This window comes from Telluria sp. AC161 (assembly GCF_979258535.1).
Map to the genome: position 1 here is coordinate 5,021,223 of NZ_OZ409861.1, position 22,069 is coordinate 5,043,291.

Consider the following 22,069-nt stretch of genomic DNA (forward strand, 5'->3'; position numbering starts at 1 on the left):
GGATCCGATGTGGATCCCTTTTTTATGCCTGCAAGCTCTCGCGCCTGGCCCGCCGCCGCCAGCGCAGCAGTCCGGCCGAATAGCAGGCGAAGTAGCCACTGGTCAGACCCACGCACAGCATGGTCAGCGGGCTGTCGCTCAGCTGGGGCGTGGGCAAGCCCTTGCCCTGGTTGGCGTAGATCTCGACGCCGATGTACAGGATGCGCGCCACCAGGATCATTGCCATCACCAGGCCCAGACGGGCGTTCGGCGTGAAGAAATAACCCTCGGGCGTGGCCTCAAAGCGCGACAGCTTCAGGCCCCACACGCCGTAGCCGATGCCGCCGGCCGCGCCCACCAGCAAGGCTGCCAGGTTGTACGGGCTGGCGAATAGCTGCGCTGCCGGCACCAGGATCATCGCGCCAAACACCAGGATGCCCGTGTAATGGCGCTGGTAGATCGAGCGCTGGCGCAGCATCTGCTTCTTGATGCGCGCGTAGATGCGCCAGACCAGCAGCGGGGTCAGGACGAGCAGGGCCAGGGTGGTGATCGAAAGTTCCATGGGGACGGTCAGCAGGCGGTGTTCGGAAAGACCGCATTGTAGCCCACTGCCGGCGCGCGCCGCGCCGCAGGAGCGCATGCTAAGGTGGGCCAATCAGCCAATCGAGGAGGACCGCATCATGCAAGCAGCCCATACCGCGCCATCAGCGCCGCCGTTTTCCATCCACGCCCATCGCGCGCCCGATCCGGCACCCGTCGACGATCCGATGCCCGATCCGTTCGAGGCGCCGCATCCGCATCCGCACCACCAGCCGGGCCATCTGCCGCACGATGACGAGCCGGTGCCGGATCCGAACCCCAGCTGACGCAGCTTGGCGGCGGGTGCTACCATGCAGCATTGCCGCTTTACTGTTGGACGCAATGAAACACCGACTTTTCCTGTTTGACCTCGACGACACCCTGCTCGATTTCCGGGCTTCCGAACAAGCTTCCTTCCAGCGCACGATGGCGCACCTCGATCTGCGTGAGGGCCTTGACGTCCTGTTCGCGCAGTACCAGATGACCAACGTTGCGCTGTGGCGCCTCTTTGAACAGGGCGCCGTGTCGAAGGACTTCCTGCGCATCGAACGCTTTCGCAAGACCTTCGCCGACAACGGGATCGATCTCGATCCACACGTTGCCAGCGATGTGTACAGCGAATCCCTTGCCGATACCGTCGTGCTGGTCGATGGCGCCGTAGCGCTGTGCGAAACGCTGGCCGGCATCGGCGAAGTGGGCATCATCACCAACGGCGCGCACGCGATCCAGCACCGGCGCATCGCCAGCTCGGGCCTGGCCCCGTCGCTGTCGTTCGTCGCGACGTCCGAAGCCTGCGGCTTCGCCAAGCCGGACACCCGCTTCTTCGAATACACCAGCAAGATGGCGCGCACCTTCACCAAGCCCGATACGGTGATCGTGGGCGACCGCCTGGACGCCGACATCCTCGGCGCGAACCGCTTCGGCATCGACAGCGTCTGGTTCAATCCGGGCCGCCTGACCAACGAATCGCTCGCCATTCCCACCTGCGAAGTCGACAGCCTGCACGACATCGCCGCCTCATTGCGCCGCCTGGCCCTCGCCTGAGCCGGCGTCGGCGCCGGTGGCGCTGAAGGCTGCGCCGGATACCCGGTTGCGGCCCGTGGCCTTGGCCTGGTAGAGCTGCATGTCCGCGCGCACGACCAGGTCGGCGGTGGTCAAGGACTCCTTGCCGCCAGGCTCGAAGGAGGCCACGCCGAGACTGGCCGTGATGGTCTCGAAAGGCGATTCCACATGCGCGATGGAGAGGCCAAAAATGTCCTGGCGCATGCGTTCGGCAACGGCCAGTGCGCCCTGCAGGTCGGTCGCCGGCAGGATGATGGCGAATTCTTCGCCGCCGTAGCGGGCGGGCAGGTCACCGGTGCGATTCAGGCTGGCGGCCAGCACGCCGCCCACGCCCTGCAGGCAGGCGTCACCGGCCGGATGGCCGTAATGGTCGTTGTATTTCTTGAAGTAGTCGATGTCGAGCAGGATCAGCGCCAGCGGCGCATTGCTGCGCTGCGCGCGGCGCCATTCGTGGTCCAGCATGTCATCGAAGCGGCGCCGGTTGGCCAGTTGCGTGAGCTTGTCGGTGTGCGCCAGTTCGTGCAGCCCCAGGTTATCGCGCTGCAGGTCTTCGGAATAGGCGCGCAGCGTCTGGTCGAGCCGGTCGCGGATCGCGATCTGCCGCACCAGCTTGCGCCCGAACAGCGTGAACAGCGCCGCGATCAGCAGCGTGACCGCGCCGATCAAAAAGCTCGAACGCTTCCAGTCGCCCAGCAGCTCGTCCTTGGTCTGGCCGACGGCGATCACGAATGGAAAACGGTCGAGCCGGCGATAGCTGTACAGGCGCTCGATCCTGTCGATCGAGGCGGTCAGGAATTCGGCGCCGGCCGACTTGTTGCGGATCGCCTGGAACACCGCGCCATGCGACAGGTTGGTGCCGATGATCTTTTCGTCGAACGGGCGCCGGTAGACCACCGTGCCGTCGTCCAGCGCCAGCAGCACTGTGCCGGTGCGTCCGACATCCAGATCGTCGTAGATCTGTTCGAAAAAGTTGACCTTCAGCGTGCCCAGCACGACGCCGGCAAAGCTGCCGTCGGCATGGTCGATGCGGCGCGAGACCGGCAATACCCAGATGCCGCTCGAGCGGCTGCGCACCGGATGGGCCACGTGGATGCCGCGCCCCGGATGCTCGCGGTGGTACTGAAAATACGCGCGGTCGGCATTGTTGGCCACGAACGGCTGGTCGAGCGACGTGGCCAGCCAGACGCCATCTTCGCCATACACGAAGATGCCATGCAGCTCAGGTGTCGTGTGGGTCAGTTCGACCAGGTGCGCCTGCAACCGCGCCAGCGCTGCGGGGCGCGTGCCATCGTGTTCGACGCGTTCGGCGACGTTGGCCAGCGCCATGCTCGTGGTCTTCATGGCCGATTCGACCTGGGCCCCGACCATGCGCGCGACATTGCTGGTGGCGACCGTGGTCTGCGCGATCTGCGCCTGGCGCGTCGTCTCGATGAACCACGCGGCAAAGGCCACCAGCAGGATGCAGGCCAGTACCGTCGCGGCGACCACGAAGCGCACCACGGGCCTGCGCTTGCTGGACAAGCGCAGGAAATCGAGGGCGGGATTGTCGTTGGATGGTGTCAATGCGCCTGCGCTCCATGGAATGCGACCGGGGTGACGCATCAGCCTTGTGTGATGCAACGTTTTCCCGACCATATTGTGCCACCGGCGCGGGTGTCATGGCGCAAGACGCCGCCTGCTGGGCCGGCGTATTCATGGGCTAGCGTCATATGCCCAATGCGTGAACGGGTCTTTATCCCGACTGAGCCAGGTTTTATATTGCTCCCTTGTTTATCGATCAGCGCCGCCCGCGCCGCTGATCGCATCACCACAAGGATTCCCATGACTGTCAAAGCCTATGGCGCCTACGCGCCCGACCAAGCCCTCGAATCGATGGACATCACGCGCCGCGCACCTGGCGCGCACGACGTGCAGATCGCAATCGACTTCTGCGGCGTCTGCCACTCCGACCTGCACACCGTGCGCGGCGAATGGGCCGGCTCGCAATTCCCCTGCGTGCCAGGCCACGAGATCGTCGGCCGCGTGTCGGCCATCGGCGCGCACGTCACGCAGCACAAGGTCGGTGACCTGGTCGGTGTCGGCTGCATGGTCGACTCGTGCAAGGCCTGCGCCGATTGCGGCGAAGGCCTCGAAAACTACTGCGACAATATGGTCGGCACCTACAACGGGCCGACCCCGGACGCACCGGGCCACACGCTGGGCGGCTACTCCGAGCAGATCGTCGTGCACGAACGCTTCGTGCTGCGCGTGACGCACCCGCAAGAGCAGCTGGCCGCCGTGGCGCCGCTGCTGTGCGCCGGCATCACCGTCTGGTCGCCGCTGCGCCACTGGAACGCCGGTCCCGGCAAGAAGGTCGGCATCGTCGGCATCGGTGGCCTGGGCCATATGGGCATCAAGCTGGCCCACGCCATGGGCGCGCATGTCGTGGCGTTCACGACGTCGGCGTCCAAGCGCGACGATGCGCTGGCACTGGGCGCCGATGAAGTCGTGATCTCGAAGGATGCCGACGCCATGGCGGCGCAGGCCAAGACCCTCGACCTGATCATCAACACGGTGGCCGCGCCGCACGACCTGGACGCGTTCCTGCAGATCCTCAAGCGCGACGGCACCATGGTGCTGGTTGGCGCGCCGGATTCGCCGCACCCATCGCCGCAGGTGTTCAACCTGATCATGAAGCGCCGCGCGATTGCCGGTTCGATGATCGGCGGGATCCCGGAAACCCAGGAGATGCTCGACTTCTGCGCCGAACACGGCATCGTGTCGGACATCGAGATGATCCGCGCCGACGAGATCAACGGCGCCTACGAGCGCATGCTCAAGGGCGACGTCAAGTACCGCTTCGTGATCGACAGCGCCACGCTGGCCGCGTAGGGTGGACGCGACCGGCGAGGCGGCGGCGCCGTCCACGCGGTGATCGGCGTCGTTTGCATGCCGGATGATCTTGCGGCCAACCATCGACGCGTGGACGGGGTACCCGTCCACCCTACGCCTGCTGCCTCGCAGCAGGCTGTTTTCCTCCTCCTGCATCATTAATGAATCCAACCATTTCCGTCGCTTGCGACAGCAAGCCGGCAGCGCCCGCGGCGTGGGGCGCCGTGCTGGCGATGTCGCTTGCCGCCTTTGCCCTCGTCGCATCCGAATTCATGCCGGTCAGCCTGCTCACGCCCTTGGCGGCCGACCTGCGCATCACCGAAGGCCAGGCCGGGCAGTCGATCGCCATTTCCGGCGCGTTCGCGCTCCTGACCAGTCTGTGTCTGACATCGGTCGTGGGGCGGCTTGACCGCAAGACGCTGTTGCTGGCCCTGACCGGCCTGATGATCGCCTCGGGCACCGTGGCCGCATTTGCGCCGAACTATCCGCTGTTCATGGTCGGCCGCGCGCTGATCGGCGTGGCCATCGGCGGCTTCTGGTCGATGTCGGCGGCCACCGCGATGCGTCTGGTACCCGCGGCCGACGTGCCGCGCGCGCTGGCCATCCTCAATGGCGGCAATGCGCTGGCCACGGTGATTGCCGCGCCGGCGGGCAGTTATCTGGGCGGCGTGATCGGCTGGCGCGGCGCCTTCTTTTGCCTGGTGCCGGTGGCGACGCTGGCCCTGGCCTGGCTCTGGTTCAGCCTTCCGGCGCTGCGCCCCGAGAACCGGCAGGCGCCGGCCAGCATGGTCGCGTTGCTCAAGCGTTCCGCGGTCTGCCTGGGCATGGCGGCGGCGAGCCTGTTCTTCATGGGGCAGTTTGCATTGTTCACCTATCTGCGGCCGTTCCTCGAAACCGTCACCCGCGTCGATGTGGCAACGCTGTCGCTGATGCTGCTGGTGCTGGGTGTGGCCGGATTCATCGGCACGACGCTGATCGGGTCCGTGCTCAAGGCGCGCATGTACCCCGTCCTGATCGCGATCCCGCTCATCATGGCGACGATCGCGGCGGGGCTGCTCATCGTCGGCCAGTCAGTCGCGGCAACGACGGTGCTGCTGGCCATCTGGGGACTGGTGGCGACGGCGGCACCGGTGGGCTGGTGGACCTGGCTTGCGCGTACGCTGCCGCGCGATGCCGAAGCCGGCGGCGGCCTGATGGTGGCGGTGGTACAACTGGCGATCATGCTGGGCGCCACTGGCGGCGGTCTGCTGTTCGACGCCAGCGGCCACGGCGCCACGTTCGGGTTCAGCGCCGCCGTGCTGGTAGCGGCCAGCTTGCTGGCGCTGCTGGCGTCACGCGCTGGCCGCGTGGTTCAACCCGCATAACGTAGCGCGTCGATCACGAGGCCCAGCGCGCGCGACGAATGGCGCCGGCTCGGGTAGTAGGCGTGCAGGCCGGGAAAGCTGGGACACCAGTCTTCCATCACGCTGACCAGGCGCCCGGCCTCTACATGCGGCGCGATCAGGCTCTCGGGCAGGAAGGTCACGCCCACGCCATCGAGCGCCGCAGCGAGCATGTGATGGACGTTGGTAAACACCGCCTGGCCGCGCACGCGCGCCTCGATCGGCTGGCCGTCATGCAGCAACTCCCACGCATACAGCCCGCCGCTGCTGGCCAGCCGCAGATTGATGCAGTTGTGCGTCATGAGATCCTGCAGCGAGGCCGGCGCCGGCTGGCGCGCGAAGTAGGCAGGTGCGCCGACGATCCGCATCGGCACGTCGGCCGTCAGGCGCACGGCGATCATGTCCTTTTCTACCTGGTCGCCATGGCGCACGCCGATGTCGAAGCGCTCGGCCGCGATGTCCACCAAACGGTAGTCCGAGCTGATTTCGATGTGCAGCTCGGGATACTGCGGCAGCAGTGGGGCGATGCGTGGCCACAGCACCGTGTCGATCACATGGTCAATCGCCGTGATGCGCACGGTGCCGGCGGGCTTGTCGCCCAGGTCGGTGATGGCCGTGATTTCGGCATCGATTTCTTCCAGTCGTGGCCCCACGTTCTGCAGCAGGCGCTCGCCCGCTTCGGTGGGCGAGACACTGCGCGTCGTGCGCGTAAGCAGGCGCACGCCCAGGCGTTCCTCGAGCCCGCGCACGATGTGGCTGAGCGCCGATTGGCTCATGCCCAGCTTGGCGGCGGCGCGCGTGAAGCTGCGCTCGCGCGCAACGGCGATGAAGACGAGGATATCGTTGATGTTGTCGCGGGCCATACAGACTGGGACCTAACTGGCCTCGCCGCCGCTGCGCGTGCTGCGCAGCCAGTCGCTGCCCTTGCCAGCCAGCGCCGTATCGATGACGCCCTGCGGCAGGCTGTAGACGGTGGCCCAGGTGGCGCGCCCGTCGATATCGTTGGACGGGAAGCTGGTGGTCTCGATCGGCCAGTGGTACTTGCGTTTCAGCGCGCGCACGATCGCGGCCAGCGTCACGCGTCCGCGCAGCGGCTCGCTGCCGGCCTGGTCGGCGTTCGACAACAGGACGGCGAGCACTGCGCCGCGTGCGGTGCGTGGGCCGGGAAAGATGGGATGTTTGCTTGCCATGGCCAGATTCTACCCGGCCAGCGCAAAATTCGCGCCGCGCGGCAGGCGGTTCGCGCCGCCGGGGCGCCACTTCGTCGCACCGGATGCCGCGACGCCCGGCGTGTCCGCACAATGCATGCACCTTCTACCTGCCAAGGAGTTTGCCATGCTAATCCAGATCCTGACCCACACGCCCCTGTACGTCTGGGCTATCCTCGCGTTCCTGCTCTGGCGCGGCGTCGACGAGATGCGCGATCGCGAACTGACGCTGCGCCGGATGCTGATCCTGCCGCTGGTGATGCTGGGATTGTCGCTGAACGATATGGCGCTGAAATTCGATCTGGGTGCGCTCTTGATCGCCGCCTGGAGTGCCGGCTGTGCGGTGGCGATGCTGCTGGCCTGGCGATTCGGCCGCACGCGCATCGCGGCCGGCACGGCGCCGGACCGGGTGCTGGTGCATGGCAGCGTGATGCCATTGATCCTGATGCTCGCGATTTTTCTGACCAAGTACATCACGTCGGTCGTGCTGGTGATCCAGCCGCAACTGGCGCACCAGCTTGCGGTGGCCGCGACGATCTGCCTCGTATTCGGTGTGTTCAATGGGGTGCTGCTTGGTCGCCTGGCGCGCATGGCGGGCGCCGTGGGACAGCAGCGGACAGGGTTGCCCGCTGCTGTCTAGACCAAATCAGTCAAACGCCCACGAATAGAGAATATCAAGCGCACTGTTGGTCCCGGTCTGGAACTGCAGCGAGATACGCGGCGTGAGCTTGTAGCGCAGGCGCACCAGGCTCGATGCGGTGCTGGTGCCTTGCTCGAAGCTCAGGTAGGCACGCTGCGAGATGCGCTTGCCGACCGTGACCACGGTGCTTTCCAGTCCCGAACCGCTGCCGCCGTTAGCGCCCTGTTTCAGGCCCAGTTCATCCACGCCGAGCGAGTTGGCGATCTTCGACTGGATGCCGCCGGTGCCGCCACTGCCGCCCAGCAGGGCGCTGGCAGCTGCTGTCAGCACGCCTTTCTGGTCGCCGCTGGCTGCTTCCATGCCCTGACCCAGCACGAGCCACGACAGCTTGTCGCTGTCGGACACGTTCGGCGTCGACACCAGCCGCGCCGTCGGCGATTGCGCCGTGCCACGGACCTGCACGCCCGCTTCGACGTTGGTCTCGGACAGCTGCTCGCCTTCGGGGCGTTTGCGCACCGCGAGGATATCGAGCGACGGGTTGTCGTACGGGCCGCTGAAGGTCATCACGGCGCGTTCGATCGACAGGTTCTGGCCATACGCGGCGTAAGTGCCGTTCAGCGCGCGGATGGTGCCGTTGATGCGCGGCTGGCCGCTGCCCGTCATGCGCACGCGGGCGGTGCCGGCCAGGTAGGCGTCGATGCCCATCGCGCGGATGTGGAAGTCGTCGCCCAGGTCGGCTGCGAGATCCACCGTCAGCGGCACTTCCTTTTCGCTGGTCTTCGGCGTTGGCTTGGTGGTGGCGCGGCCCAGCACGATGACGTCGTCCGAGATCGTCGGCGTGCCTTGCGGTGCGAATTCGATCAGGGCGCGGTCGGCGCGGAATTTGCCTTCCAGTGCGAAGCGGCTGGCGTCGCGCACGAGCGACGCCTGGCCGCTCAGGATCACGGTGCGATCCGGGCGCGACAGGGCTTCGAGCCTGTCCATGTTCAGGCGAATGTCCATCGTCGGCGCGCCGTCGGCAAAGCGCACGTAGCCGCTGGCGGCAGCGCCGCCCTGGCGGCCCTGGAACGACAGCTTCTCGATGCGCAGCTGGTCGCCGCCGAGCAGCGCGCGCAGTTCGCCGTTACGCAGGTTCACGCCCTGTTCGGCCCAGCGCACGCCCAGCTTGTCGCCATCGAGATTGCCGTTCAGGCTCGGCTTGCCGATCGTGCCGCCACCCGTCATCGCCACGCGCAGCGCGCCGTCGAGTTCCAGGCCCGGCTGGCCGGCCAGTGCCGCGAGCCAGGCGATCGACGGGATATTGGCATTGGCCGTCATGCGCAGCGGGCTGGCGCTCTCCAGGCGACCGTTGATCATCTGCGCATTGGCGTCGATCTTGGCCACGCCGGTGCGGGCGCCGTCCAAATCCAGGTTCACGCGCAGGCTGCTGCCGACCACTTCGGCGCGCGCCTCCAGCTGGCGCAGGCCAAGCGGCACGGGCGTGTCGCCACCGACGATGGCGTCGCCCTTTTCGCGGAACACGCGCACATTGCCGGCCAGCGAAGGCGCGGCGCCTTGCGCCTGCGGCGCGCGCATGTCGACCGACCAGGCCGCGCCCAGCGTCAGGTCGCCGCGCGCGTTGTCGGCCAGCGCTGGCGAGAATTGGGCCAGGTACGTCAGAGGCACATTGTCGGCATGGCCGCGGCTGGCCCAGCGCGGGCCGTCCTTGGTCAGCGCGTCGACCGTGATGCTGCCGTTCGGCAGGGCAATCACGGCGCCATTGAATGCGATACGCTCCGGGCTGGCCAGGCCGGCAAGACCGCCGCCCGGCGCGCCGCTGACCGTCAACGGCACCGGCTTTTGCAGGTTCATCGCATAACGGCCGCGATTTTGCAGCGCAGCCAGCGTGCCGCTCCAGGTGTCCTTCGAGAAGGCGCCACGCAGTTCGGCATTGGCATCGAACGCGTCGCCCAGCGCCGACAGGCGCAGCGTGTGCGCGCCGCGCGTGCCGTCGGTTTTCAGGCGCACGGACGCCACGCGCGTGTCGCCGTTGACGTAGTCGAGCACCTCGACATCGGTCACCAATGGGTCGCTTGCGCCACGGCCGGAACCGAGGTTGGCGCTGGCTTTCAGTGAGCGCACCGTGTGCGTGCCCATGGCGCGCAGGTTCTGGCCGGCGATGGTCGCCGTGAGCGATGGCGTGTCGGCCGTGCCGGACAGGACGCCCGAGCCGCGCAGCACGCCGCCGTACTCGGGGCCGAACGCGGCCAGTTGCGGCGCATCGATGCGCCAGTTGAGCGCATCGCGCGCGGCACCAAAACTGCCGGTAGCGGCGATGACGTTCGGACCCACGTGCAGGTCGACGTTGGCGTCGGACACGTGACGGCGGTCGGCCGCCAGGCGCGCATGGCCCCAGAACGGCGAATTGGCCAGCGTCGAGTCGACCACCTTCAGGTCCAGCGCGCCGCGCCAGTCAGCGCCCGCACGGCCGCTGCCAGTGAAGGTCGAGTTGATATTGCCGGCGAGCGGCGAACCGAAGGCAGCCGGGTTGAAGCGTTCGGTCGCGCCGGTGGCCTTGACTTCGACCACGCGTGCAGCCTCGGGGCCGCCCAGCCAGGCTTCACCCTGGGCACGCACGACGCCGCTGTTGTTCTTGCGCTGGGCGTCGACCCAGCCCAGGTTGCGCGCGTTGACGTCGAACGTCGTGCGCGGCGCCGCCATGGTGCCGGTGACGACGCCGTTGGCCACCACCGCGCCATACAGGTCGGCGCGCACGGCGGCGAGCTGGCGGCCGTCCAGACGCCATTGCAGGCGGTCGCCGGCGCCGCCAAACGCGCCTTTCAGGTCGACCGTGTTCTGGCCCAGCGCCAGGTTGGCGTCGATGCCGGCAAAGCGCTTGGCGTCGGCCGTCAGTTTGCCCTTGCCGCTGAGCGGCTGGTTCATCAGGCGGCTCTGACGCACGGCGAAGTCGGCGTCGACCTTCCATGCGGGCGTCAGAACGCCGGCAGCATTGACCGTGGCGTTGATGTCGGCCGCCGGCAGGTCGCCGAATTCGGACGGGTCGAAGCGGCTGGCGTTGGCCGTGGCCTTGAAGGCCTGGTCGCCTTCGAGGTTCATGGTGCCGCTGGCCGTGACGCTGCCGCGCCCGGCGCGCAGCGTCGCTTCACGCAGCGTGGCCACATTGTTTTCCAGCGTGGCCAGGGCCGTCAGGCGCAGGCCGGCATCGATCAGGTTCGCCTCGAGCGTCTGGCGCGTCGCTTCGTTGGTGACCGCGATATCGCCCTTGATCGCTGTCGGCTTCATGGCCGAATGCACTTCGCGCAAGTTGAAGCGGTCGGTGTGCAGCGCAAAGCGCGCGGTACCGATGCCTTCTTCGTCCTTCGTGCGCTGCACGCCGCCGGTGCCGGTGAATGTGCCGGCCGCGCCGAAGTCGAGCAGCACGTTCGAGACGTTCAGCGCTGACAGGTTGCCGCCCAGTTGCCCACGCGCCGCGCGCAGCGGCAGGCGTTGCTGGTCGATCGTGCCTTCCGGCCCGGTGTTGGTGATGTCGACGCTGCCGCTGATATTGCGTTGTTCGTCCAGCTTGCCGACGACCGCGAAGGTCAGATCGGCCGTCGGCAGGGCAGGGTTGAAGAAGCCCGGATCGACGTTGCGGCCATTGATGCGCAGCGCGCGCAGCGGGATCTCGGCGTACGGTGCGAGCGTGAAGTGGGCGTCGCCGATGGCGCGTCCGGCGGTGCCGGTGGCGTCGATCTGCGTGGCGTTTTGAATGTCGCCGCCAACCTTGATCTGCAACTGCGCGGCGCGCGCGCCGGCGCTGGCCTGCGATTGCGTCAGGCTGCCTGCCGCGTCGATCTTGAAGGGACGGGCCGCGCCGACGGTGGCTTTGGCAGCGACCTGGCCCCATGGCGTGGCCGCCGTCGCGTTCTGCACGACCCAGCTGCGCTTGTCGCCCTTGGCGCGCACGCGGATATTGTCGATGCGCGTTTCGGCGCCGCCGATGTTCACCATCGTCATATTGGCCAGGCGGGCGTCGTCGACCTCGATGCGGAATGGCGGCGCCAGGCTGGTCGGGAGCACGGACGGTTCGTCGGTTTCCTTCAGCGTCTGCATGCGCACGCTGGCGGCCCACAGCTGGTCGATCAGGATGCCGCCCGACAGCACCTGGCCCGGCGACCAGTCGATGTCGATCTTGTTGGCGGTGATGACCTGTTCCTCGGTGCGCCAGATCAGGCGTTCGATGTGCATCTTGCCGTACAGGGTGCCGCTCACGCCCGTGAGCGTGAGTTTGCCCCCGGTGGCGCTGGCAACGCGCTGGGCGATCATCTGCAGCGTGGTTTCGCGGCCCAGGTACCAGAGCGTGCCGCCGACGATGACGCCGGTGGCGACAAGGCCGATCGCGACGCGGCGCGGCCAGCGGCGTTGGTTGGTCTGGGCTTGGTCGGGCGTCGGCGCCGGGTTGTTTTCAGGTGTATCCATCAGAACGTGAATCCGAGTGAGAAGTGCAGGCGCGCCTTGCGCACCGCGTGGCCGTAGGCCAGGTCGACATTGATCGGACCGACCGGGCTGCGCCAGCGCGCGCCCACGCCGTAGCCCGACTTGGGATTGAGGTCGCCGAACTTGTCGGCGGCATTGCCGACGTCATAGAAGACGGCCACGCCCCAGGGCGGCTTGAACCAGTACTGGTATTCGGCGCTGGCGGTGGCCAGGTAGCGCCCGCCCACGGTGGCGCCGTTTTCCTGCACGCCCAGCTCCTGATAGCCGTAGCCGCGCACCGACTGGTCGCCGCCGGCGCGGAACAGGAAAGTGCTCGGCACGCCAAGCTTCTCTTTCGAGGCCACGGCGCCGGTTTCGCCGCGCAGGATCAGCGTGCCGGCCGGGCCCAGCGGCTTGTAGTAAATGCCGCGCAGGTACATGCGCAGGAATTTTTCGTCCGTCAGGATCGGCAGCACGGCGCCGCCGAATTGCGCGTTGACCACATAGCCGTTGGTCGGCAGGATCAGGCTGTCGAGCTTGCGGCGCGTGACGCTGTAGGTCAGCGGCAGGCTCTTGGTGCGGGTCGGCTCCAGGCCTTGCACTTCGCGTTCCTCGGTCAGCGCTTCGAGCGTGACGCTTTGTTCCAGCAGCGGCGAACCCCAGGCGCGGCGCGCCGCGACGCTGGCCAGCGTGGTCAGTTCGCCGCGCAGGTCTTCGCGTGCGACGCCGGCGCTGATGCTGTCGTTGTAACCCTTGGCCGTGGTTGGCCAGAACAGTTCGCCCTTGGCGGTCTGGCGCTTCTGTTCGTAGATCAGGTCGCTCTTGAAGCGCTTGCCGAACACGTTCAGGTCGTCGTAGCTCAGCTGCGCGCGGCCGCCCGTGTCGGTCGAGAAGCCCACACCGGCCTCGACGTTCTTCTGCTTGTTTTCGGTGACCCTGACGACTACCGGCAGCGTGGTCGGACCGGTCGCCGGCTCCGGCGTGGCCGGATTGGCGTCGCTGTCGGCGTCTTCCTTGATGTCGGCGATTTCGGCATTGAGCACGGCGCGCATGTCGGCGCTGACTTCGACGCTGGCGAAGTAGCCGGTGTCCTGCACGCGCGATTGCAGCGCCTGCAGCGCGGCTTCGCTGTACTGGTCGCCCGGATTGATCTTGTTGAGGTTGGTGATGACCTCTGCCGGATAACGTTTCAGGCCGCGGATACGCAGATTCCCGAAGCGCATCTCGGGGCCCGAATCGATCACCACGCGCAGCAGCGCGCGGCGCGAATCCGGATCGACGGTTGCGCTGGTTTCGACCAGGCGTGCGCGCGGGAAGCGGCTTTGCGCGATGTCGCGCACGAGGCCTTTCTTGGCGCCTTCCCAGTCGGACTGGCGGAACTGGCTGCCCACCGGCAGCGTCCAGCGGTTGCGCAGGGCACCGGCGTCGAACGGGGCGCCGCTTTCTTCAAAGGCGGCAAAGCCCTGTAACACCAGGTCGACGTCGCCAACCAGCACCGGCTCGCCCGGATCGACGATCACGCGCGCGACCGGACGCGCACCGCTGGTATCCAGGCCAACCGAGACTTTCGGTGAGTAATAACCTTCGGTGGCGATCAGGCTGGTGGCTTGCGCCGGCGCTTCTTTGACCAGGCGCTGTAGCTGGTCGATGTCGACGCGCGAATTGCCGCGCCAGCGCATCAGGTCGAGGTTCTCTTCAAGCAGCGTCTCGAGCGCGCGCGGTGCGTCGATGCGCACCGTGTAATCGACGCCCGTCGTACTTTGCGCATAAACAGTAGTGGCAAACACGAATGCGCCGACACCCAGCAGGGAGCGTTGCAACAGCGGAGGAAGTGTGCGCTGGCGGGGACCCTTGCGCGGGTGGGGATTCGATCGTGACAACGTGACGCTCCATTGGGTGACTCGTTCGCATCTTAACTGATTGGCAAAGTCGATGGCGGACGTGAAATGTTGCGCGCGCGCGTCTGGACAAACACGGTTTTATCGGCCACGGTGCCCGCGATCTGTGCCAGAATTGACGGTTGACCCCTGCCTTTTTACCTTCTTTTACCACCATGACCATCCTCTCTACCGATACCGCGCTCGTCCTGTTCAGTGGCGGCCAAGACTCCACCACTTGCCTGGCCTGGGCGCTGCAGCGCTATGCGCGGGTCGAGACGATCGGCTTCGATTATGGCCAGCGCCATGCGATCGAGCTGGCCGTGCGCCCCGGCGTGCTGGCCAAGCTGCGCGCGCTCAATCCCGACTGGGACACACGCCTGGGCGACGATCACATGATCGACCTGTCCCTGATCTCCAAAATCTCCGACACGGCCTTGACCAGCAATGTCGCGATCGAGATGCAGGAAAACGGTTTGCCGAATACGTTCGTGCCGGGCCGCAACCTGATGTTCATGACAGTGGCGGCCACGGTGGCCTACCGGCGCGGACTGAACGTGCTGGTGGGCGGGATGTGCGAGACGGATTTCTCGGGCTATCCGGATTGCCGCGACGACACGATGAAGGCGCTGCAGGTGGCGCTGAACCTCGGCATGGCCACCAGGCTGAAGGTCGAGACGCCGCTGATGTGGATCGACAAGGCCCAGACCTGGGAACTGGCGGAGCAGGAGGGTGGCGCAGCGCTGGTCGATCTGATCCGCTTCGATACGCACACCTGCTACCTGGGGGAGCGGGGCGAGGCGCACGCCTGGGGTCACGGTTGTGGCACGTGCCCGGCGTGCGCCCTGCGTGCGCGGGGTTACGCGCAGTACGTGGCGCGCTAAGTTTTTACGCTGCCGCGGCCTTGTCCAGCGTGACAGGGCGCGGCCGGCGCATGGCGTACCACACGAGCGCCACGACAAGTACCAGCGGCAGCAGCAGCGGCGACATCGCCAGCGCCAGCACGAGGGCGCCGATCGCCAGCGAGCCGATCAGAATCACGCCGACCCCGGCGAATACCACTGCCAGCACCGCCACCGTGATCACCGAGATGAACACGGCCAGCAGCATGCCGCCACCCGTGAACAGCGTGGCCAGCAGGAAGCCCAGCGGGCCATCGATCTGGTCGCCATCGAGATTGACCGTCATGTCGCCGCTCCAGTCGAACAGATTCCACAGCATGGCGGCAAACAGGAACAGGATGACGTAGGGGGCGTATTTTTTCATGGCAGTCCTCGCGAATGGTTGGGTTGAGCTGTTTGGTCTTGCATGCTCGAACTGTAGGCGCGGCGCACGTGCGCTGCCACTCGCGTGCGACAGGCTGCATGTTTAACGGGATGAAATGTGCATGCGCCGGGTCGGGCAGAATCGCTGCCAATTCCGACCTTGTAATCACGGCAGCGTTTCCTATACTGACAGCCTGCTCTGTTTCAGGGGGACCCCATGTACGCTGTGCCCAACGCCTTCCACGACCTGGCCCGCGCGTCCGGTGGACCGAAGGATCCGCCCTCGGCGCCACCGGCCATTCCGCCCATCATCATCACGCCGTTCAACCGCGATACGCCGGCGCCCAACGGCGATCCGCGCCCGATCCCCGTTGGCCCGCCGATCATGCCGCCACCCGGCCCGTCGTGGCGCTGTCCGCGCATCGTCGACGATTGTCCGGCCTAGCGATTTCCGGCCTGGTTCCAGACTATTTCAGCCAATCGCCCGCAGCAGTGCCGTGCGGCCTTTTTCATGGGGCCGGTTTCCTCTATGATCGTGGTTTTGGGCGCGCAAGCGCCGAGGACACCGACCCATGAACGACCAGATGCTGGACCCCGACAGCGACGACGGCAGCGAGGACACCGGCCCCGTGCAGCAACCCCGGCTGTGGCAGGGCAATGGCTGGACCGCGCGCGTGATCAAGAACGACGACGATGAAGGCTGGGCCGTGGCAATGTACAAGGATGGCGAGCCCGAACCGGCGCTGGTCGGTCCCTGGACCATGGGCCGCGACAAGAAAAATCCGAAGCCGCTCGACACCAATGCCTTCAACACGCTGATCAAGACGGCGTCCGAAGTCATTCGCCGCCACGAGCAGCACATGCACGCGATCCTGCACAAGAACCTGTACATCTTCACCGAGCAGGGCGAACTGAAGGTCACGCTCGATATTGTCCCGGACGACGACGATCCGTACGCGATGCTGGCCGCCACCGACGAGATGGGCGAGCAGGTTGCGCGCGTGCGCGTGGCGCCGACCTTCAAGCTCACGCCGAGTTCGGCGCAGGCCTGGGTCGAGAACGACTTCCGCGCGCCGCGCTAAAAAGCCACAGCCGGGCGCGGCAGGCTGCTGCGTCCGGCCCCAAGCTGCTACTATTTCCTCTGCGCATCATCAGATGCATTCTGTGAACAGGTGGGGGAAAGTATGGAACGTCTTGACCGGCTTGACCGGCTGGAAGCGGTGCAGTCGATGTTGCTCGATATCGGGCAACTCTCGACCAGCTGCAGCGACATCACCGCATTCATCCGGGCCGTGCACGGCGCGCTGGGCCGTATCATGTATGCGGCCAACTTCTATGTGGCGCTGGCCGACCGCGAAGACGGCACCGTGCGCTTTCCCTATTTTGTCGACGAAGCCGACGGCGCGCGCGATCCGCTCGAGCGCATCCGGCTGGCTTCGCCCGACCAGTCGCCCACGGCCTGGGTACTGCTCAATCGCCAGAGGCTGGTGCTGACGGCGGCCGATTTCAACGAGCGCCATCGCAAGGCGGCCGGGCGCTGGGGCAATGGCAGCACGCCGGAGCATTTCGTCGCCTGTCCGCTGCTCGACCAGAACCAGCAGGCACTGGGCGCGATCGTCATCCAGAGCTACTCTGCCGACCAGACCTATAGCGAAGAAGACATTGCGCTGTTCGGGCTGATCGCCAACCACGTCTCGAATGCGCTGCAGGGCCTGCAAAGCATGGACCGGCTGGAACGCGCGGTGTCGGCGCGCACGGCTGCGCTGGCGCACGAGGTGGCCGAGCGTCGCCGCGCCGAAAAGATTCAGCATGCGCTGTACGAGATCGCTGACCTGTCGGCGCAGGCGCTCGACACCGACCAGCTCAGCGCCAGCCTGCACCGCATCATCGGCGAGCTGATGGTGGCCGACAACTTCCTGATCGGCCTGTACCACCAGCGCACGCAAGAGATCAGCATCCCGTACTTCGTCGACCAGAAAGACAGCACGCCACCGCTGCTGCGCTTCCCGTTCGGCAAGGCAATGTGTTCGCACATCCTGGCGACCAAGCAGGCGCAGTTGCACGACGTGGCCAGCTTCAGGGCGCTGGTGGACGCCGGCACCGTGGCCGAGCCGCTGGGCAGCACCGATATTGCCAGCTGGATGGGCGCGCCGATGCTGGTCAACGACCAGCCGTACGGCGTGATCGTGGTGCAGAGCTACGACCCGGCGATCGTCTACAGCAAGGCCGACCTCGACCTGCTGGCATTCATGGCCAGCCACGTGGCCGTTGCGATTGCGCGCATGCAGGCCGACCGCAGGATCCGCAAGACCAAGGAAGCCCTCGAGCAGCAGAACGCGGCGCTGAACGACGCGCTGCACGCGCTGCAGGAGGCGCAGTCCGAACTGGTGCGGCAGGAAAAGCTCGCTTCGCTCGGCCGCCTGGTGGCCGGCGTGGCGCACGAGATCAACACGCCGCTGGGCATTTGCGTGACGGCCACGAGCCACCTGGTGCAGGAGCTGAAACTCACGCGCGAAGAACTGGCAGCGGGCGAGATGACGGCAGAGAGCCTGGAGAGCTTCTTCGACATCGTCGACCAGTCGCTGCGCATCATGACCACCAATACGCAGCGCGCAGCGAACCTGGTACGCAGCTTCAAGCAGGTGGCGGTGGACCAGTCGTCGGACGATATCCGCAGCTTCAACCTGGGCGCGTACCTGAACGAGGTGCTCCTGTCGCTGCACCCGAAGCTCAAGGGCCGTCCGGTGAAGGTGGCGGTCGATTGCGCACCCGACCTGATGCTCGACAGCTTCCCTGGGGCCGTGTCCCAGATCCTCACCAATATGGTCATGAATTCGCTCGTGCACGGCTTCGAGCACGAGCAGGCCGGCAATATCACGCTGCGCGCCGCGCTGGGCAGCGACGGCTGGGTGGTGATGGAGTACGCCGACGACGGGGCAGGGATGGATGCCGCCACGCTCGACAAATTGTTCGATCCGTTCTTCACCACGCGGCGCGGGACCGGTGGCAGTGGCCTGGGCGCCCACATCCTGTACAACCTGGTGACCGGCGCGCTGGGCGGGACGGTGCGGGCCACGAGCGCGCCGGGGCAGGGGCTGACGTACCACCTGCGCTTTCCCCGTTCGCAGCGCAAGGAAAAACTGGCGGCCTAGTGCCACGATCGAGCGGGCACGTGCGTCGCCGTACAGATCGGTTGCTGCAGGTTCTTTACCCTTGGCTCCCCATTTGGAGAGTCCATGAACGAAAACAAGCAAGACGCGCCACGCCAGGGCTCGCAAAAAGTCATCTATGCGGCAATTGCCGCCAACCTGGGCATCGCGGTCGCCAAGTTCATCGTCGCCGGCATCACCGGCAGTGCGGCGATGGTGGCCGAGGGCATCCACTCGGCTGTCGACACCGGCAATGAATTCCTGTTGCTGCTGGGCGAACGCCGCAGCGCCCGCGCGCCCGACCGCAAGCATCCGTTCGGCTACGGCAAGTCGCTGTATTTCTGGGCGCTGATCGTTGCGCTGTCGGTGTTTTCGCTGGGCGGCGGATTATCGATCTACCACGGCGTCGATGCGCTGCAGAACCCGCCGCCACTGGAAGACCCGATGTGGAGCTACGTCGTGCTTGGCGTGGCTGCCTTGTTCGAAGGGTATAGCTGGAACGTGTCGCGCAAGGAACTCAACACGGCGCGCAAACCCGGTGCGACGCTGTGGCAAGCCGTCCGTGCGAGCAAGGATGCATCGGTCTTCACGATCTTCATCGAGGATTCCGCCGCGCTGCTGGGCCTTGGAATTGCCGCCGCCGGCATCGCGCTGGGCCACTATTTCAATAATCCGTACATCGACCCGGCCGCTTCGATCGTGATCGGCCTGCTGCTGATCGGCGCCGCCTTCATGCTGGCGCGCGAGACCGGTGGCCTCCTCGTGGGCGAAGCGATCGACCACGACGAGCTGGCCGCACTGAAGGCGCTGTTCCTGCGCGAGCCGGCGCTGGACAGCGTGGCAAGCCTGCGCACGATGCAGCTGGGGCCGGAAGAAGTGCTGCTGGCCGCCTCGGTCCAGTTTCGCCGGGGGCTGTCGATCGACAAGGTGGAGGCGGCGATCGGCCGCATCGAGACTGCGGTAGCCGCCGAGCATCCGGTAATCCGTCAAATCTATTTCGATGCGTCGGCGCTGCGCGCTGCGTTCAAGTGAGCAGGAGGCGATCCGGTGCGCTGCTCAGTCGCGCCACTCAGTCGGGCCACTGCGCGTTGATCGCCAGCGCCTTGTCCATATTCCGGATCAAGAGGTCGACATAGGTCGGGTCGAGGTGGTGTCCGGCCACTTCGCGCAGGTGCTCGGTTACCTTGGCGGCCGGCCACGCTTCCTTGTAGCAGCGCGCGTGGCTCAGCGCGTCGAACACGTCGGCCACCGCCACGATGCGCGCGTACGGGTGGATGTCCTGCCCGCGCAGTCCTTGCGGATAGCCGGTGCCGTCGAATTTTTCGTGGTGCTGGTGCGCGATGACCGCCGCCGCCTTCAGGATCGGGCGCTGCGAGCCGTCCAGGATCTGCAGCCCCACGGTCGGGTGCTGCTTCATGATGGCCCACTCCGCATCGGTCAGCTTGCCCGGCTTGAGCAGCACCGCATCGGGCGTCGCGATCTTGCCGATGTCGTGCATCGGCGCGGCGTGCATCAGCACTGCCGTCTCGTCTTCGGGCATGCCCGAGGCCTGGGCCAGCATGTAGCAGACCTGGGACATGCGGCGCACGTGGTTGCCCGCCTCGTGCGAGCGCGATTCGACGACGTCGCCCAGGCGCAGGATCAGCTCGGCCTGGGTATCGGTGATTTCCTGGTTCAGCAAAATATTGTCGAACGCGATGGCCACGCCCGAGCAGAACACCTCCAGCATTTGCGCATCGATGTCCGAAATCTCATCCACGCCCTTGAGCACCAGCAGCGACGCCTTGCCGCTGTTGTTCGGGAAGTAGCCGACATAGGTGTCGCCGTGCAGGCGCGAGATGCGGTTGTGGCGCGCGTCGTCCAACTGGGCCACCAGTTCCGGACCGATCTCGTCGCCCTCCATGTCGCCGATCTGGGCCAGCACTTCGTACTGGCTCTGGCCGGTGATCACGCTGGCCGCCTTCAGGCGCAGCAGCATGCTCTGTTCCAGGCGCAGCAGGGCCACGACCTGCAGCAAGAGGCCGTTGGCGAAGTCCTTCAGGTTGCGTTGCTGGAAGATGTGGGCGGACGCGGCGATCACGCGTTCCAGGCCTTCGCGGTAGGTTTGCTGGACGCGGCGCGATTCCTCGACCTTCATGATGTCGCGGTAGGCGCGCAGCGCGGCGAAGGTCGTCGTAAACAGCTTGGTGCGATCGAGCTCGGTCTTTTCCTTGTAGTCGTTGATGTCGTAGTCGACGATCACGCGTTCTTCCGGCGCCTGGCCGGGCTGGCCGGTGCGCAGCACGATGCGGGTGAACTGGTTGTCCAGATCCTGGCGCATCCAGCGCGCCACTTCCAGGCCACTGTCTTCGCGCTCCATCACCACGTCGAGGAACACCAGTGCGATGTCCTTTTCACGCGCCAGGATTTCCTTGGCTTCGGCGCCGCTGTAGGCATGCACGAACGACAGTGCGCGCCCGTCGAGGCGAAAGCGCGTCAGCGTTAGCTTGGTGATGTCGTGGATGTCGGGTTCGTCGTCCACCAGCAAGACTTTCCAGGGTGCGAGTTTGGGCGCAGCGGACGACAAGAAGGACATGGACGATTCCGATATTGGGAGGGTCGAGGTTAAGTGAACAGACTATTTTTTTTCACAACAAAAGTAGCCTGGAGTCAAGCCGATTGTAGTACGGCGCATGATCCTTAACAAGAAGCAATAACAAAATGGTGACTGACAGAAGTAACACCTGCCCTGTGGTAACGCTGTTGCAGTGGCGTGACAAGGCGCGTCACGTATAGCGTTTCTGGCAACGTTCGCAGTAGAAGCTGCGCCGGTCTGAGGTGCCGAGCTTGGCTTTGGAAAACGGAATGTCGCAGCGCGGGCAGATCTTCTTTGCGTGGGCCAGCCAGTGCTCCTTGAGCGTAAACGCTTTTTTCCAGCCCAGGAAGTCGAAGCTGTACTGCCGCGCTTCTTCCACCAGTGCGCGCAGCTTGGGTGCAGGCAGCGCGCCCATTGTCGAGAGGGGATGGACGCGGATCCTGAACAGCACCTCGTTCTTGATGATATTGCCCACACCCGAGAAGATGGCCTGATCGAGCAGGGCGTCGCAGGCCAGCATGTCCGGTGCGGCGCGCAGCTTCTTGCGCGCCTTGACCGGGTCCCAGGCCGCGCCCATCACGTCAGCGCTGAAGTCATAGGCGTCGAAGGTGGCGCGGTCGATCTCGCGGATTGCGCAGGCATAGAAATTCATGGCGCCGCCGTCTTCCACGCCGATGGACAGGCGCGGCGGCTTGTCGCGGTCCTCGTCGATGCGGTAGGTGCCGAACAGCAGAAAGTGGACGCGCAGGATGACGTCGGGCGTCTCGATCAGGAAGTGCTTGCCCCATGTATGCAGTCCGGTGATGCGCTGGCCCACGAGGCGCGCCGGATCGAGCGTCTTCAGGTTGCCGCTGGCGCGCACGATGGTCTGCCCCACGAAGCGCGTCGTCTGTTCCTTGAGCATGTACAGCGTTGGACCTTCTGGCATGGTTGCCTCCTTGATGCATTCTTATATGGCACCATCTTTTGGTCATGTTCGGGACCTAACATTTGGATACAAGTTCCAACGTTTCGCCACGAGCAGAGC

General features: G+C 66.0%; 19 protein-coding genes. 10 read left to right on the top strand and 9 right to left on the bottom strand.

Annotation, left to right across the window (positions count from 1 at the left end):
• Nucleotides 1–22: 22 nt before the first annotated feature.
• Nucleotides 23–541 carry a CcdC protein domain-containing protein gene (locus ACZ0AJ_RS22345; protein WP_499456563.1) on the bottom strand — a complete coding sequence of 173 codons (519 nt, stop codon included), beginning with the start codon at nucleotides 539–541 and terminating at the stop codon, nucleotides 23–25.
• Between the two features lie 118 nt (nucleotides 542–659).
• Between ACZ0AJ_RS22345 and ACZ0AJ_RS22350 the strand changes: the two genes are divergently transcribed.
• Together ACZ0AJ_RS22350 and ACZ0AJ_RS22355 are read left to right on the top strand one after the other, a co-directional pair.
• On the top strand, nucleotides 660–845 hold the full coding sequence (locus tag ACZ0AJ_RS22350; protein ID WP_499456564.1) for a hypothetical protein: 186 nt from the start codon (nucleotides 660–662) through the stop codon (nucleotides 843–845).
• A 55-nt stretch (nucleotides 846–900) separates the two neighbouring features.
• The gene (locus tag ACZ0AJ_RS22355; protein ID WP_499456565.1) at nucleotides 901–1,602 is read left to right on the top strand and encodes a YjjG family noncanonical pyrimidine nucleotidase; all 702 of its coding nucleotides are present in this window, start codon (nucleotides 901–903) and stop codon (nucleotides 1,600–1,602) included.
• Here the strand turns inward: ACZ0AJ_RS22355 and ACZ0AJ_RS22360 are convergent.
• Nucleotides 1,576–3,183: a GGDEF domain-containing protein gene (locus ACZ0AJ_RS22360; RefSeq protein ID WP_499456566.1), complete on the bottom strand. Its 1,608-nt coding sequence runs from the start codon at nucleotides 3,181–3,183 to the stop codon at nucleotides 1,576–1,578. The genes ACZ0AJ_RS22355 and ACZ0AJ_RS22360 overlap by 27 nt on opposite strands.
• Nucleotides 3,184–3,441: 258 nt before the next feature.
• Between ACZ0AJ_RS22360 and ACZ0AJ_RS22365 the strand changes: the two genes are divergently transcribed.
• Both ACZ0AJ_RS22365 and ACZ0AJ_RS22370 read left to right on the top strand, forming a co-directional pair.
• Nucleotides 3,442–4,491, top strand: coding sequence for an NAD(P)-dependent alcohol dehydrogenase (locus ACZ0AJ_RS22365; RefSeq protein WP_183553964.1), 1,050 nt, complete (start codon nucleotides 3,442–3,444; stop codon nucleotides 4,489–4,491).
• 161 nt (nucleotides 4,492–4,652) lie between these two features.
• The gene (locus tag ACZ0AJ_RS22370) at nucleotides 4,653–5,855 is read left to right on the top strand and encodes an MFS transporter (RefSeq protein ID WP_499456567.1); all 1,203 of its coding nucleotides are present in this window, start codon (nucleotides 4,653–4,655) and stop codon (nucleotides 5,853–5,855) included.
• Here ACZ0AJ_RS22370 and ACZ0AJ_RS22375 read toward each other — a convergent pair.
• Together ACZ0AJ_RS22375 and ACZ0AJ_RS22380 are read right to left on the bottom strand one after the other, a co-directional pair.
• Entirely contained in the window at nucleotides 5,843–6,736 is an 894-nt protein-coding gene (locus tag ACZ0AJ_RS22375; protein WP_499456568.1) for a LysR family transcriptional regulator, read from the bottom strand. The two genes, ACZ0AJ_RS22370 and ACZ0AJ_RS22375, sit on opposite strands and share 13 nt — an antisense overlap.
• A 12-nt stretch (nucleotides 6,737–6,748) precedes the next feature.
• Nucleotides 6,749–7,063, bottom strand: a complete 315-nt coding sequence (locus ACZ0AJ_RS22380; protein ID WP_499456569.1) for a hypothetical protein — start codon at nucleotides 7,061–7,063, stop codon at nucleotides 6,749–6,751.
• A 115-nt stretch (nucleotides 7,064–7,178) separates the two neighbouring features.
• On the opposite strand from ACZ0AJ_RS22380, the gene ACZ0AJ_RS22385 reads away from it, so the two are divergent.
• Nucleotides 7,179–7,721, top strand: coding sequence for a DUF6622 family protein (locus tag ACZ0AJ_RS22385; RefSeq protein WP_499456828.1), 543 nt, complete (start codon nucleotides 7,179–7,181; stop codon nucleotides 7,719–7,721).
• Between the two features lie 6 nt (nucleotides 7,722–7,727).
• Here the strand turns inward: ACZ0AJ_RS22385 and ACZ0AJ_RS22390 are convergent, their stop codons facing one another.
• Together ACZ0AJ_RS22390 and ACZ0AJ_RS22395 are read right to left on the bottom strand one after the other, a co-directional pair.
• Nucleotides 7,728–12,179: a translocation/assembly module TamB domain-containing protein gene (locus tag ACZ0AJ_RS22390; protein ID WP_499456570.1), complete on the bottom strand. Its 4,452-nt coding sequence runs from the start codon at nucleotides 12,177–12,179 to the stop codon at nucleotides 7,728–7,730.
• On the bottom strand, nucleotides 12,179–13,963 hold the full coding sequence (locus ACZ0AJ_RS22395; RefSeq protein WP_499456572.1) for an autotransporter assembly complex protein TamA: 1,785 nt from the start codon (nucleotides 13,961–13,963) through the stop codon (nucleotides 12,179–12,181). Before ACZ0AJ_RS22395 ends, ACZ0AJ_RS22390 begins: the two co-directional genes overlap by 1 nt.
• 266 nt (nucleotides 13,964–14,229) lie before the next feature.
• Here ACZ0AJ_RS22395 and queC point away from each other — a divergent pair, with 266 nt between their 5' ends.
• Entirely contained in the window at nucleotides 14,230–14,937 is a 708-nt protein-coding gene (queC, locus tag ACZ0AJ_RS22400) for a 7-cyano-7-deazaguanine synthase QueC (RefSeq protein WP_499456574.1), read from the top strand.
• A 4-nt stretch (nucleotides 14,938–14,941) separates the two neighbouring features.
• Here queC and ACZ0AJ_RS22405 read toward each other — a convergent pair whose 3' ends face one another.
• Nucleotides 14,942–15,319: a hypothetical protein gene (locus ACZ0AJ_RS22405; protein ID WP_499456575.1), complete on the bottom strand. Its 378-nt coding sequence runs from the start codon at nucleotides 15,317–15,319 to the stop codon at nucleotides 14,942–14,944.
• A gap of 216 nt (nucleotides 15,320–15,535) precedes the next feature.
• Here ACZ0AJ_RS22405 and ACZ0AJ_RS22410 point away from each other — a divergent pair, with 216 nt between their 5' ends.
• The 4 genes from ACZ0AJ_RS22410 (at nucleotide 15,536) to ACZ0AJ_RS22425 (ending at nucleotide 19,499) form a co-directional block, all read left to right on the top strand.
• Nucleotides 15,536–15,763, top strand: coding sequence for a hypothetical protein (locus ACZ0AJ_RS22410; protein ID WP_258837310.1), 228 nt, complete (start codon nucleotides 15,536–15,538; stop codon nucleotides 15,761–15,763).
• Nucleotides 15,764–15,890: 127 nt separating this feature from the next.
• Nucleotides 15,891–16,400, top strand: coding sequence for a hypothetical protein (locus ACZ0AJ_RS22415; protein WP_229424703.1), 510 nt, complete (start codon nucleotides 15,891–15,893; stop codon nucleotides 16,398–16,400).
• Between the two features lie 102 nt (nucleotides 16,401–16,502).
• On the top strand, nucleotides 16,503–18,470 hold the full coding sequence (locus tag ACZ0AJ_RS22420; RefSeq protein ID WP_499456577.1) for a GAF domain-containing sensor histidine kinase: 1,968 nt from the start codon (nucleotides 16,503–16,505) through the stop codon (nucleotides 18,468–18,470).
• Nucleotides 18,471–18,554: 84 nt separating this feature from the next.
• Entirely contained in the window at nucleotides 18,555–19,499 is a 945-nt protein-coding gene (locus ACZ0AJ_RS22425) for a cation diffusion facilitator family transporter (RefSeq protein ID WP_258837312.1), read from the top strand.
• 37 nt (nucleotides 19,500–19,536) lie between these two features.
• Here ACZ0AJ_RS22425 and ACZ0AJ_RS22430 read toward each other — a convergent pair whose 3' ends face one another.
• Nucleotides 19,537–21,042: an HD domain-containing phosphohydrolase gene (locus ACZ0AJ_RS22430; protein WP_499456578.1), complete on the bottom strand. Its 1,506-nt coding sequence runs from the start codon at nucleotides 21,040–21,042 to the stop codon at nucleotides 19,537–19,539.
• Between the two features lie 190 nt (nucleotides 21,043–21,232).
• Complete coding sequence (locus tag ACZ0AJ_RS22435; RefSeq protein ID WP_499456580.1) at nucleotides 21,233–21,970, bottom strand: DNA-formamidopyrimidine glycosylase family protein; 738 nt, start codon at nucleotides 21,968–21,970, stop codon at nucleotides 21,233–21,235.
• Nucleotides 21,971–22,069: the final 99 nt, after the last annotated feature.